Source organism: Methylotenera sp. L2L1, from assembly GCF_000744605.1.
Classification (GTDB): Bacteria; Pseudomonadota; Gammaproteobacteria; order Burkholderiales; family Methylophilaceae; genus Methylotenera.
The window spans coordinates 2610607-2625121 of sequence record NZ_JQMG01000001.1; the positions used below are offsets into that span (position 1 = coordinate 2610607).

Genomic DNA, 14515 nt, shown 5'->3' on the forward strand with positions numbered 1-14515 from the left:
TGCTATTGCACTTCTGCTGAGTTCCACTGAGCTATCAAAGTAAACCTTGTCCGCTTAGATGTACTAACTTCATCCACACTATGCTTTTGGAGATATACTTTCGACAACATAACTTGCTCTTCTAGTCGGTTAATATAATCAATGACAGCCTGCAAGTTTTTAGCCTCCCCACTCAAGATGACTTGCTCTTTTTTTCGGTTTGGTTCTAAACTTAAAATTGCAACATCTTGTATATCAGACTTTTCTACAGCAACTAACAATTCATTCCAAGGTATCGTTAAAGCCTCCACAGTTGCTTTAATCTGTTTTTTTGTTTCTAGTGGTATGTCCTTACGCACAGTAGTCACCTGTGCCGCTTTATGATCTTTTTCATTTAGATCGGTCAGTCTTAACACAGCAGCATTGCGCGCATTTAACTTGCTTTCATAAAGTTGCCATGTGAAAAACAGTAGCAATACTCCAGCAAGAAAAATAGTTAAACCAAGCCAAGTTAAGCGGGCAAATGAAAATGGTGAGTGATCAATAAATTCCAGCTCTAGCTTTAAGCTCATACCGAGGCCTCAAGCATTGCAAACTGATAGTTTTTCAATGTATTTTTTAAGGTACTAATACGCTTTATCTGCCAGCCTTCTATCGCGTTAATCGCAATATTTTTTTGGGTAGGTGCATATACTAATATTTCACGATGATTGGTTTCCGCCAAAAACAACTCGCGCATCATTAGGCTTTTAAATTCTATTTGCCAACCGTTTGCAAGTGGATAAGTACGCACATTCTGGCAATTACCTTGATTCAAATTAATCAACAATAATCGTTTAAACTCCACGATTACCAGATACCCATTGGTTTTAGCTATCTGACTAGATAAGCTGTTAAAAACGGTCATTAGGTATGGCTGAACACTGATTAAGTTTAATTGATACTTTTTTGAAATCTGCTTGAGAGCATCTAATAGTTTTTTATCAATCGCAGCAGCAATCGTACCTATATGGTTTGGCGCATCATGTAATTTAATTTCCCACTCATCAACCACTGCGCCATAGACATCTCGATAGGAAGCTATTGCATAGGCAGTTTTTTCAGACTTACTCATAGCCACTTGCTGCGGGGGTAGCGATAAATACCTCACAAAATCACTTGCCAAAGTAATTTGGAGCTTTGCCTTTGGTTTAACCAGCATTGAGGCTAGCATCCCATCAAGCTTAATAACCGCTCGATTCCATGCTATTTCTTCCGACTCTTGAATAAAGTTCATATGCTGCTGATCAAGTATTCGATTATGTAAACCTCTTAATCGACTAACAACGGCGACACTATCCGTCCCTAACACCGCTAATAGTTGATTAACTGATAAAAGTGACACGATTGATCTCCTGCAAAGTTGTAAGTCCGTTACCAACAGCCTCAATTGCCGCCTCACGCATCGTGCGCATACCACTTCGTTTAGCTGCTTCTTTTAATTTCCTGATAGGTTCGCGCGCAACAATCATTTCGCGCAACTCATCATTTAGAATAAGTAACTCTGCAATCGCCTTACGACCGCGGTAGCCAGTGCCACGACAGTGCCCACAGCCTTTCGCCTGCTTAAAGTTCATCGTTGATTTCATCAATGGCGTAATGCCAGAATCCTCTAAAAGCTGCTCGTCTGGCTGATAATCTTCTGCACAATGAGTACAGATTGCACGTATTAAACGCTGTGCCATAATGCCGTTCATCGCAGATACAAAGTTATATGGATCAACCCCCATATGAATAAAGCGGCCAATCACATCCAACACGTTATTGGCGTGAACCGTTGTAAAGACCAAATGGCCTGTAAGTGCTGCCTGAATGGCAATTTGCGCTGTTTCAGAATCCCTAATTTCACCGACCATTATCTTGTCAGGATCATGCCGTAAGATAGAGCGTAGACCGCGAGCGAACGTTAGCCCTTTTTTCTCATTCACTGGAATTTGTAGTACGCCTGGTAACTGATACTCAACGGGGTCTTCAATTGTAATTATTTTGTCATGCCCAGTATTCACTTCAGATATCGCCGCATAAAGTGAAGTGGTTTTACCGCTGCCAGTAGGTCCAGTCACTAGCACCATACCGTATGGCTCACTCGCTAAACGACGAAACTGAGTGATGATTTTTTTATCAAACCCTAACGCCTGCAGGCTTAAGCCTTGCGCCTCTTCAGAGAGCGCTTTTCTATCAAGTACACGCAAAACCGCATCTTCACCAAATACACTTGGCATAATAGAAACACGAAAATCCACATCCCGACCTTGGACAATCACCTTAAATCGACCATCCTGAGGTGTTCTGCGCTCTGCAATATCAAGCTGAGCCATGACTTTGATTCTGGATATTGCTTGATCAGCATTTTCAAGGCCTTGCATACCACCAATACCAGTAATGACACCATCAATTCTGTACTTTACTGAAAGCCCAGCATTAGAACTCTCCAAATGTATGTCACTAGCGCCTACCTTTAATGCATCGTAAAGCGTAGAGTTTATTAGCTTAATAATTGGATTGGTGTCTTCATTAATTGATTTTAATGACAGGTTGGCAACAGCCTCATCCAAATCAGCCTCTGATGTATGTGCATCTTCATGCAATCCATCCATAGCGCGCATCGTTTCCTCATGCTTAGCTAGAAATGCTGCTATATCATTACGATGTGCCAAATGCCATGAAAATGGCTGCTTGATATGTTCAATCGCCCATTCTTGCAAGCTTTCGTTAAAAGGGTCTGCAAACACTAATATCAGACTCTGTGTTGAGCTATCTGCAATAGGATAAAAGGCTAAACACTCTTTATGTTGAGCATTTTGGAATGGAATAATATCGAACGCCACACTTAAAGCATGCAGCTCTTTCATCTGTATCGATGTGAAATGTAGCGATTGACTTAACGCATCGAGGAACACATCATGCGCATAACCAGTGAGCTCTTCCAATACTTCCACAATACGTCGTTGCTGAGCTGTTGCAATTAATTTTGCTTGGCGGATTTGATCCGCACTGATTGTCACTTTAGCAGCATCATTTTCTGTAAAGTGAGTATTGGCAAAATAATCCTGCTCGATAACTGATAAGTTGGTCATTGTATATTTCCCGCCAACTCAAAAATTGGCATGTAGAGTAACAAAACTACAACACCAATCACCAAACCTATCAGCAACATAAGAATTGGCTCAAAAAGCTTGGTAAACCAGTCTATCCAACGTGCCAGTTCGTCATCATAAAAAGAGGCAATCCTTTCCATCATTTCACCAATTTTCCCTCCACGCTCTCCTACTCTCAGCATGCGTAAGGCAATAGGTGTCGTTAATCCAGCTTGCTCCATCGCTAGAGAAATAGTTTGCCCCTCTTTAATAGCAGAAGAAGCCTGTTTCATCTTTTGCTGCAAAGACGCATCAAGTAAACCAGCGACGGACTCCATGGCGACTATGATTGATGTGCCGCCTTTTAACAGCATTCCTAACGTGCGGTAGAATCGCGCCAATTGAAAAACCCTAAGACGATCACCTAGTGTAGGTATACGCCAAATGATTTGTATCATCCACTTTCTCACTGCTGCCTGAGATAGGCCATATCCCAAAGCACCTAGACTAATGAACGTCATCATCAACAGCTCTTTACCATGGTTTTCTAGATACAAACCCCATGCAAGTAACACTTGTGATAAAAAAGGTAAGTTATCACCAGTACCTTCATAGATTCTGCTAAATTTAGGCACGACAAAACCAAGCAAAAACAAAATCACTAGTCCACCAACACCCATCAGTAAAATTGGGTATATCGATGCAGAAACAATCTTTTTCTTGACCAACCCCAACTGCTGCTCATAACTTACATATCGACCTAGCGCCTCTGGCAAATCACCAGTTTTCTCGCTTGCACGAACAGTGGCAATATAAAGTACAGGGAATACTGCTGATTGCATTTCCAATGCTGATGAGAATGTTTGACCTTGATATAGCGCTTGCAGCAATGTATCTAACGTTCGCTTAACTTCGCCACCTTGGTCTTTTTCAGCTAAAGTCTCAATCGCTTCGACAAGGTTGAGCCCGGCTTCCAGCAGTGCAAGTAACTCTTGACTAAATAATTCAAGTGGAAATTTTTTATTAACACCTTCAGACAAAGTGTGTTTTTTTGTTTGAACTACTATTGGCGTGTAACCTCTAGCCTGAACTTGGGCAAAGGCATCATCAGCATGGATAGCCGATATGCTTAAAAGCACAATTTCCCTTCCCTTCAGCGCTTTAACTTGATAGTTCATTCAGACACAGCTACCAACTCACAACGTCTTCAGACTCTTTAGCGCCGCCTTGCAGACCATCCTTGCCTAGCGAATAAAGATCATAGTCACCATGCTCACCCGGATACTTATAAAGATAAGGCTTATTCCAAGGGTCGTTAGGTACACTTTTTTTAAGGTAAGGACCAGACCATTTAGGATCGTTACTGGGGTTTTTATTGAGCGCTGCTAAACCTTGCTCAGAACTTGGATATTGACCCACTTCAATTCTGTACTGATCTAACGCTTTACCAAGTGAGTCAATTTGCGCACGTGCAGTCTTAGTTTCAGACTTACCAATTTGCTCAAAATATTTTGGCCCGACATAACCAGCAAGCAAACCAATAATCACCATCACAACCAATAGCTCAAGCAACGTAAAACCGCTACATCTTGAGTGCTGGTTGTAAAGTTTGGAATCCTCAGACTTATCTAGATTTATCATAATAGAATGCACACAATGTAATTTGTATGTCAATTCTAGTGAATATTGTTTTCAATAGAGTTTCAGTTTTATGACACTTTTGTCACAAATCAATCTATATAGTAGTAGCTAGATTCTAGCTTGTGCATAATTCATCGGGTAAATGACCTTTTCTCTTGCATCCGACCAAATCAAATCGCAAGTATCGTCATCTACATGCATCATTCTTCCATGCCTGTCTACGCAATACTCACCACACACAATCATTTCATCAAAACTATAGTCTTGCCCAACTCTTGTGTACTCGAACAATACGCTTTTCTTCACTTTCCCACCGCGTTGTACATGGCAGCCATTACTAATCCAAGTTGGCCCAATTATCTCGGCGCTTTTATCAATACGTGTACCAGAACCAATATATACTGGCCCCTGTATTTTTGTATTTTCCCAGTCCACACAGACATTCAAACCTACCCATATACCAGGCTTAACTTGTTTACCTGGCATACTCATAGATGGCACTTCACCTTGCATTACCTGCTGCATCACTTCCCAATAATCAGAAACCAATCCAATATCAATCCAGTTAAATTGATGATTAATTGCATAAAACGGTAAATTTTTATCTACAAGTAGCGGGAACAAGTCAGACCCAATATCAAACGTACTTCCAGATGGAATCAAATCCAATGCTTCAGGCTCAAAAATATAAATTCCCGTACTTGCCAAGTTAGATCGCGCCTCAGATTGATTTGGCTTTTCCTGAAATGAGATAATCTTCCCATCATCATTCGTGACGACAATGCCGTATCCGGAAACTTTATCCATCGGCACTTCTTTCGCAACCAAACTTACCAATGCACCTTTCTTACGATGTTCTGCAACGGCAGCTGTGATGTCTAAATCAATAATTGCATCACCACATATCACTATTGTCGTTTCATTGAAAAACTTCCCAAAATCTTGGATTTTGCGCATACCACCAGCAGAACCAACTGGGCTTGGAATAATCTTCCCATTACTGATATCCCCTTCAAACGAGTAACCAATTTCAATACCAAACCGTTGCCCATCGCCAAAATACTGCTGGATTTTTTCATGCAGATAACTAACATTGACCATCACTTCATTCACTTGATGTTTAGCTAAATGCTCAATCAAGTAAGCCATCACAGGTTTACCCAAAATCGGAATCATTGGTTTTGGAAGCTCATAAGTTAGCGGTCTAACCCGAGTTCCCTTACCTGCGGCTAAGATCAAAGCTTTCATTATTAAATCTTTCTTAAACTTGTAGAGTTAACTCATCATTCACGTGATAAGAATGGCAATCTATTTGAAACAACATAAAAACTATAGATGTGAATTATTAAGCGTTTATGACGGTTTACTATTAAACAACAACACCATATCAAAATAAAAAAGCGGCTAATTAGGCCGCTTTATTTCATTCATCAAGTCAATTACTTTGCCTTCTTAAGTCTAGAGGTACCTAACATAAGCAATCCAAGAAGCATCAATGCAGATACTTCAGGCTCCGGCACTGCTGGTCGAATCGTGACGTTATTCACTAAAAATATAACGTCGTTATAGTCTTTATCGCCACCTTTAAAAGTATCTTCAAATCCTACAATCATTGAATGATGACCAGACTTCTTATATGCAGTATGCAACTTATTGTCTGGGTTATTTTTTCTTTCCCCATTGTAAAAACTATATCCAGTGTTATTTACAAACAATCTAAATACAAGCTCTGTACCAGCTTTAAAACTACCTAAGGAAAACTGCTGCCCGCTTACTGCAGTTTGGTTATTGAAAATTGCTGTAGATGACCCTTCCAAAAAAAGGTTACTTGAGTATGCTGCTGATTTAGAAAGAAAAGTCACAACAACCTCACCAGCACTAGCAACATACAAGCTGCTCGCAGTTGGGGCTTTAAATACATTTTGCTTTTTCTCACTCGCAAATACCGGGCTGGCCAAAAACATCAATGCTAATGTCACAACGAAATAATATAGTCTCACGCTGAATGTCCTTAATTAATAATTACAAAAACATGCATGCAGAATATCTACCTATTGTTACAGGGATAGTTTAAAAGAGGGTGAAATCTAGTCCATACAGACTAGATTAACCCTAATGGGTTGTGAGATTGTGACAAAACGCAGTAGATACAAAATTAATCTTTAATTAATAGGCTTTTGAATCCCTAAAGACCAGCAATACTGTTTTGAGAATAATTTTGATATCTAACGATAATGACCATTTTTTCAGATAGTCTAAGTCATATTCTATTCTAGACTTCATGCTATCAACTGATTCCGTTTCGCCTCTAAACCCATTCACCTGAGCCCAGCCAGTAATACCAGGTTTTACTTTATGCCTCACCATATAGCCTTTAATCACTTTACGATATATTTCATTATGGCTTACGGCATGAGGACGAGGCCCTACAATACTCATTCGCCCTTGCAGTACATTAATAAATTGTGGCAATTCATCCAATGATGTTTTACGTATAAATTTTCCGAACTTTGTCACTCTTTTATCGTTCACTTTAGCTTGCGTGACTTTTTCACCATCTTCAGTCACGGTCATCGATCTGAATTTGTATACAACAATTTCATGTCCATCCAAGCCATATCGTCTTTGCATAAAGAGTACTGGGCCTGGTGAGCTCAATTTAACACCAATACTCAATAATATTAATATTGGGGAAATCAAACAGAGAATAATGCTAGCCAAAACTAAATCACTTACCTTTTTGACAATACCATTAAATCCGGAAAATGGCGTTTCACAAACAGCAACCACTGGCATGCCATCAATATCATCAATACGAGCCTGAATCAAATCAGCTATAAAAAAATTGGGAACGAAATAAATTGATGCCGTAGTATCTTTTAAATCATCTAAGACAGTAAGTATTTCCTCATGAAGTGACGGAGGTAAAGCGATGTATATAAGATCTATCTTATTTAATTTTACGTAACTAGGTAACTGAGTAACAGAACCTATTAACTGATTTCCAGTTACCTGAAGTTGGGAGAAGCTATTTTCTGACACAACATCAAAAAAACCTTTCACTTGGATAGCTAATTCAGCACTACTATTAATCCTATCGTGTAGTTGATGACTTAACTCATTCACACCAATAATCACTGCTGTTCTTTTAACACTCTCGATAAAATATTGGCTAGTCAAATACTTAGATACCAAAAGATGCGCAGAAATCAGCACTACCGGAGTAACCAATACCCACAGCAATACGATTTGCTGTGGGTATTGGTTCAAATAATTCGTGGCATATCCAAAAAACAGTAAAATACCAACCACAACAATCCATTGACCAATGGTATTAGCAATCTCCTCATAAAAACTGCTAGCTTTCTGCCATGATCCAGGAAAACTCAAAGCAAACAACATAATTGAAAGAACCACGTATTGCGACGTTAGTTTATCTTCATAATAAACTGCAAAAAACAACAACGTGGCAATCATTAACACTGGATCAATCAATATTTTGATTAACGTATGAAAATTTAGCGCCTTGTTAAAACTTAGTTGCTGCTGGAATCTCATTGTGTATGCTTAAAGTATGTCTCACTAAAGATACACAATGTAGATTACAAATATGACGTTAATATGTATTTTGTGTTAAAAATGTGTTGTGAAGTGTCTATTAAAAACAATATCTTAATCAGCCAATCTGGCTATGAGCCTATCGGCCTATTAGACTCAAACCATTTGAAACAAAACTAGTTAATCATGATTTAACTATTTAAATTTCTGAGCTAAGTATTCGCTTAATAAGTATTCGCTTAAAATTAGGCACTTACCTAAACTAAACGCTCACTGTCATATATTTCCGGAAAAGAAAATGTTGAAAATTAATTTAATAGCATTTGTAATCAACTTGTCTTTTTTATTCAATGTAAATATTACACTTGCTGCACAAGGCCCAACTAGCTCACAAACACCATACATTACCCCTACAGCCCTAGGCTGGGAGGTAACTTCAATAATGACAGTTGGCGATCAAGCCACAAACGGATTCAAAATGGTTGGCATCCCAGATGGCTTAGGCGCATATGACAACGGTGATGACACGTTCACATTATTAATGAACCACGAGTTAGGGCCTGGATTAGGTGCAGTTCGCTCGCACGGTGCGACCGGAGCATTTGTTTCAGAGTTTAAGATCAATAAAAATACATTAGCTCTAGTCAGCGGTAATGACTTGGCTGTTAACCACCAAATATGGAGTGGTACTGGTTACCAAGCAGCAACAGGCACAGCTAAAAGCTTTGCACGTCTATGTTCTGGCGACTTGCCAGCAGTATCTGCTTTTTATAATGCAAGCACAGGGTTGGGAACACAATCACGCATCATGATGAATGGTGAAGAGAATGGTTCAGAAGGCCGCGCATACGCGTTTATTGCGAGTGGTGCTAACAAAGGCACTGCCTATGAATTACCACGCATGGGTAATTTTTCGTTTGAAAACAACTTGGCAAACCCATACTCTGGCGACCAAACCATCGTAATTGGCACAAATGATTCAACACCAGGTCATGTTTACATATATAAAGGTACTAAAACCAATACTGGCAACGAGATAGACAAAGCTGGCTTAACTAATGGTCATTTATACGGCGTTAAAGTCAACGCCGTCATAACTGAATCAGAAGCAATCAACGGTACCTTCACACTTGAACCTGTCAATTATGACCAAACAGGTGCTGCTCTACAAGTTGAAAGCAATACTAAAGATATTACAAGTTTCGCACGTCCAGAAGATGGTCATTGGGCAGATGTTGATACATTTTATTTTGCAACAACAGGTACTGCTGCAGGCGGTTCTGCTAAATTATACAAACTGGACTTCAACAAAAATATGTCTGGCGGCACTATTTCAATGGTAAAAGACTCCGCAACGCTTCTCGGCACTGATGGCGAAACCGCTAGAAACTTCGACAACATGACAGTTGATACCGAAGGTAACATCATGATTCAGGAAGATTCTGGCAACAACGCCTATATTAGCAAAATCTGGAAATTTGATCTTGTAGCTAACACTTGGACCCAAGCGTTTGAATCTGATCGTAGTCGCTTCATCCCAGGTGCGCCCAAGTTTCTCACTCAAGATGAGGAAAACTCAGGCATTATTGACGTTACTGAAGTTATTGGAAGACGGGATGGCAAAAAATATTATATAGGTGTAACTCAAGCACACTATGCAATTAAAGGTGAATTGGTAGAAGGCGGTCAAGTTTATTTGTTAACAGGCCCTACACCAAAACTTAATAAATAACCCAGCTTGTGTTTATTGTGATGGGAAATGGTCACAAATAGAGTTTCATGCAATAAATCACTGGCAGTATTGGACTCAACTTTATACTTTAGTTAGATTAAGTTACTTAACCTTGTCATAGCCATTGGGGTTAGTTGATTGCCACTTCCAAGTATCGTTACACATTTCGTCCAAGCTTCTTTTTGCGCTCCATCCCAATAGCTCCATCGCTAGTTTCGTATCAGCATAATTGATCGCCACATCGCCCATGCGCCTTGGTAAAAATTCATATGGAATAGATTTATCGCTTGCTTTTGAAAAAGCCTGCACCACATCCAACACACTAAATCCCTTGCCAGTGCCTAAATTCAATGTGATGAAATCTTCTTTTTTTAACAAGTAGTCAACTGCATCTACGTGCCCGTCAGCCAAATCAACCACATGAATATAATCTCTTACGCCTGTACCATCATGTGTAGCATAGTCGTTACCAAACACACGCAGTGAAGGTAAACGTCCAACTGCAACTTGAGATACGTATGGTAATAAATTGTTTGGTATCCCGTTAGGATCTTCACCAATCAAGCCACTACTATGTGCACCGATGGGATTAAAATATCGTAGTAACGCAACTCGCCATGTATTATCGGCTGCATGTAAATCACGTAAAATATCTTCGATCATCAACTTTGTTCGCCCATACGGATTAGTTGCAGTAAGCGGAAAATGCTCTTTAATCGGTACAGAAAGAGGATCGCCATATACAGTGGCAGAAGAACTGAAAACAATAGTTTTAACATTGAATTCATTCATTACTTCAAATAAGTTCAAACTACCAACTACATTATTATCATAATAGAGTTGCGGCTTCTGATTAGACTCCCCTACCGCCTTGAGGCCTGCAAAGTGTATTACTGCTGATATATCATATCTTTCAAAAACCATTCGCATTGCTGCTTTGTCGCGAATATCGGCTTGAACAAATCTGATTCTTACTCCCGAAATTCTCTCTATTCGATTAATTGACTCAATTCTACTATTTGATAAATTGTCTACAACTACAATTTCATACCCTGCTTCTATCATTTGCAAACAAGTGTGTGAGCCGATGTAGCCTGCACCACCAGTAATCAAAATAGCCATAATGTAAATTCATTTTGTTTATGATGATTTAGACATTACCCAAGTAGTTATACGGAAATATTTTTTTCTATAGTCATATAAGACTATTGACAACAGTTTTTTTAATTCAAATATAGCCAATAGTAAATTGATGAGGGGTCGCTAGACACAATTAGGCCTTAACCCAAGTCAAACTAGGGCGGGCACCACATTGGCCAAAGTAAGATAGTTTTCTTTGGGCTTATCTTAATATAATCAATATATCGATATGTAAGATCGGTGACGACTGGCTGTAACACCTAATCAACAACTCTTATTGTCCGTGGCCAGTGCCTATAAGTGTCGCCCGCTTAGTTGTTCCTGACATCTGCTTCAGGGCCAGCAACTAATCGACTTAAAAGCAGAGTTATAGCCAACTGCCTTAATCTTAGATAGCGCAATAATTTACTAATCGCGAAATAGCAGGAGGTACTAGTTAAAAATTTATTTAACTTGTCGAGACTTATCGATACTTAATTTGATACTAAAAAATAGATTATTTCTCTGCCACAACTTTGCCACACTGCAGAGTAAAAAAATAAAAAAACAGGAAGAAATTGAAACGCAATTAATATTCTATTTAAATAGAAATTATTTCAATTATTAATTTGGTGCCCGGGGCCGGAGTCGAACCGGCACACGCTTACGCGCGAGAGATTTTAAGTCTCTTGTGTCTACCAATTTCACCACCCGGGCGGATGGAAGGTGTAGAACAAACAACGGTGCGTATTCTATAACAATTACTGAAAATTTTGCAGAAATATTTCATCATTTTTTAATTATTTTTCTAAATTTGCATTTTCAATAGTATTTTTACACATGCAACTCCAAAAAACCGTGCCTAGCCACGCCCAGTAAGCTCAAAAAAACAAAGCGCACCGCTAATATCATTAGGGTGCGCTTTGTTTGATCTATTGTTTGACTTTTAAACTATTTCAAACTAAATGACTTGAGCAACTAAAATTACTTAACTAGCTCGCGTGTAATTTTCCAATCACTACTTTCATTTTGGAACTGTAACTCTTTATTAGTATTATCTTGATAAGCAATAGTTGGGGTACGCTGCATATTACAAACTTCACAAGAGGTATCTGCCACTTTTTTAATTTTAAACGTCGTTAAAGTGTACACCTGTTTAAAAGTAGCTTTTCCAGTATCGCCATCACAACTGACTTGTAAATCTTCAATTTTCAAGCCGATCTTACCGTTAGAGCTAAGACGTTGACGACGTTGCTTTTCCCATGCGGCTTTGTCCAATGGTGGCTCGGGTGAAAATTTATCTGCATAAAATCGTAAGTAGCGATCTGCATCTTTTTGACGCCAAGCACTAGCCCAGTCGTTCACACGATCGGTAATGCCTTGAACATTACAAGCTTGAGCTGCAACGGGCGCCACGGCAGGCACTGCAACAGGTGAGACAGGTTTAGCCATTGATGGGTATATATTAGCTAATGGCTTAGCATCCGCCACCAAAGCAGCTTTATCTATTTGAATTTGGACTGGTGCGACTGCATGGCAAACGTTTTCGTTATCCAAATACTCTTCACGTGCATACTCAGGCAAATTTCCACGTCTTGCGCCAATTTTATTTAACAACTCACCTTGGCCGGCATAGGTTCTTGCATAAGCTAATTGCAAGTCATACTCAGTATTTGTCAAACTACGCTTTGCTTGAAAGTATTCATTCTCAGCATCTAATAAATCCAACAAAGTACGTTGACCAATATCATATTGCTTACGATATGCCTCACGTGCATTCTCAATAGATGCTTTATGCTGCCCTCTGTAAATGCGCTGTTCTGTTAACTGCTTAATATCGTTATATGCAATAGACACAATCTGACGAGTATCAATACACGCTTTATCGCGTATATCTTGTGCGCCGTTAAGTTTTTGAGCCGCAGTGCTAATCGAATTTTTATCAGAGAAACCGTTGAATAAATTGAAATTCATGGTTAATTCAAGCAAATCTGCAGCACTATTGCTATAACGTCCGTCAGAACTTGTGCCTAAGTTTTTACGTGCTTGTAAATCTAACCTAGGATAGTAGCGAGACTCATTTGTCTTAATCTCATTCTTTTTAGCTTGAATATCTTCAATGGTTGATAACAAGTCTGGATTTTGTTTATATGCTAGCTTTAATGCCTCTTCTGAGCTAGGCTCTACACCAGCACTAGAAATGGTCGGCACCTCTAAGGTTTCAGGTGGCAATTCACCATACAATCTCTGTAATCTAGCGGTCACATCGTGCATATTGGTAGTTTCAGTCAGCAAGTTAGCTTCAGCCAACGCTAAACGACCACTCGCTTGTTCCAAATCAACTTTACGAGCAACACCTGCATTCACACGCTCTTGAATGCGGTCAAACATTTGCTTATGGATAACATAGTTATCTTTTGCAAACTGCATTAACTCTCGATAACGTAATGTATCCAGATACGCACGCATAAACTCTAAGGTTGTAGTCTGCATCGTGCTTTGCAATTCAAAGTAGCGAACTCGACTAGCATGACCTAGACGCTTTACTTCACTGCTGGTTGCGAAACCATCAAAAATCATTTGTCTTAATACCAACTCGTTATTCATGCGTGGTATTTGTGTATTACCAGTGTTTCTTACAAGCTCTTCTTGTTTGCGATAAGTAGACACCACATCAGCTTGTGGTAAAAAGCCCCCGCGAACAGTGTCTTGTTCGTAACCTGCTTCTAAAAATTTATGGTATCTGGCCTGAACTTCAGGATTTGAAGTAATTGTTTTTTCAACCATATCTTTTAAGCTAATTAATGGCTCTGCAGCATTTGCCATAGTGGCTGTCATTACACTTAGACTTATTAACAATAAATGAATTAATTTATACTTAAACTTCTGATTCAAAACATTTCCCCAATTCTAAAACACTACTTTCGCTATGCATGTCTTACACGCCATGCTTCAAAAATCTCTAATTTAAAACATGTGGATTTAACAGCAAAAAACATACCAGATTTTAAAAATAGGAAGCTAAAGCCAAATCAATTTTTACAACATTGGCCGTTGAGAACTATTTAGAGCGCAAATATTACATAAAAGAATGATTACTATCAATCATTTACATTAAAATACCCAACTACATTACAAGAATTTACAATTTAAACATGCAATATATATTTATTTACATAAACTTAAAATTAGCGTTTTAACCTTTAAAAATCAACACTCAACCGACATCTCAACCATCAAAACCGTCTACTTTTCAACACTTAAGGTAATTAAAATCTACATGATCAACCATTAAATTACATAAATTGTGATGATATTTCGACAAATAGGCATAAAAAAACCTTTGGTAACATTACGTCACCAAAGGTTA

At 38.9% G+C, this 14515-nt stretch carries 11 protein-coding genes and 1 tRNA gene; 1 reads left to right on the forward strand and 11 read right to left on the reverse strand.

What is annotated here, in order from left to right; genetic code table 11:
- Positions 1-2 precede the first annotated feature (2 nt).
- From FG24_RS12240 to FG24_RS12275, 8 genes are all read right to left on the reverse strand, one after another.
- Entirely contained in the window at positions 3-551 is a 549-nt protein-coding gene (locus tag FG24_RS12240; RefSeq protein WP_036303712.1) for a hypothetical protein, read from the reverse strand.
- Positions 548-1363, reverse strand: a complete 816-nt coding sequence (locus FG24_RS12245) for a hypothetical protein (protein ID WP_051901552.1) — start codon at positions 1361-1363, stop codon at positions 548-550. Before FG24_RS12245 ends, FG24_RS12240 begins: the two co-directional genes overlap by 4 nt.
- Positions 1344-3095, reverse strand: coding sequence for a GspE/PulE family protein (locus FG24_RS12250; protein ID WP_081880989.1), 1752 nt, complete (start codon positions 3093-3095; stop codon positions 1344-1346). The genes FG24_RS12245 and FG24_RS12250 overlap by 20 nt, the downstream gene beginning before the upstream one ends.
- Positions 3092-4273, reverse strand: coding sequence for a type II secretion system F family protein (locus tag FG24_RS12255; RefSeq protein ID WP_036303713.1), 1182 nt, complete (start codon positions 4271-4273; stop codon positions 3092-3094). The genes FG24_RS12250 and FG24_RS12255 overlap by 4 nt, the downstream gene beginning before the upstream one ends.
- Before the next feature lie 10 nt (positions 4274-4283).
- Positions 4284-4736, reverse strand: a complete 453-nt coding sequence (gene gspG / locus FG24_RS12260) for a type II secretion system major pseudopilin GspG (RefSeq protein ID WP_036303715.1) — start codon at positions 4734-4736, stop codon at positions 4284-4286.
- 108 nt (positions 4737-4844) lie between these two features.
- The gene (locus FG24_RS12265; RefSeq protein WP_036303716.1) at positions 4845-5984 is read right to left on the reverse strand and encodes a sugar phosphate nucleotidyltransferase; all 1140 of its coding nucleotides are present in this window, start codon (positions 5982-5984) and stop codon (positions 4845-4847) included.
- Positions 5985-6175: 191 nt separating this feature from the next.
- Complete coding sequence (locus FG24_RS12270; protein WP_051901553.1) at positions 6176-6715, reverse strand: DUF4114 domain-containing protein; 540 nt, start codon at positions 6713-6715, stop codon at positions 6176-6178.
- Between the two features lie 187 nt (positions 6716-6902).
- Entirely contained in the window at positions 6903-8294 is a 1392-nt protein-coding gene (locus FG24_RS12275) for an undecaprenyl-phosphate glucose phosphotransferase (RefSeq protein WP_036303719.1), read from the reverse strand.
- Between the two features lie 298 nt (positions 8295-8592).
- Here FG24_RS12275 and FG24_RS12280 point away from each other — a divergent pair, with 298 nt between their 5' ends.
- Positions 8593-10026: a DUF839 domain-containing protein gene (locus FG24_RS12280; RefSeq protein WP_036303721.1), complete on the forward strand. Its 1434-nt coding sequence runs from the start codon at positions 8593-8595 to the stop codon at positions 10024-10026.
- Between the two features lie 102 nt (positions 10027-10128).
- Here the strand turns inward: FG24_RS12280 and galE are convergent, their stop codons facing one another.
- The 3 genes from galE to FG24_RS12295 form a co-directional block, all read right to left on the reverse strand.
- Positions 10129-11148: a UDP-glucose 4-epimerase GalE gene (gene galE, locus FG24_RS12285; protein ID WP_036303723.1), complete on the reverse strand. Its 1020-nt coding sequence runs from the start codon at positions 11146-11148 to the stop codon at positions 10129-10131.
- Positions 11149-11775: 627 nt separating this feature from the next.
- A tRNA-Leu gene (locus FG24_RS12290) sits at positions 11776-11862 on the reverse strand.
- Between the two features lie 267 nt (positions 11863-12129).
- Positions 12130-13971, reverse strand: coding sequence for a TolC family outer membrane protein (locus tag FG24_RS12295; protein WP_432205669.1), 1842 nt, complete (start codon positions 13969-13971; stop codon positions 12130-12132).
- Positions 13972-14515: the final 544 nt, after the last annotated feature.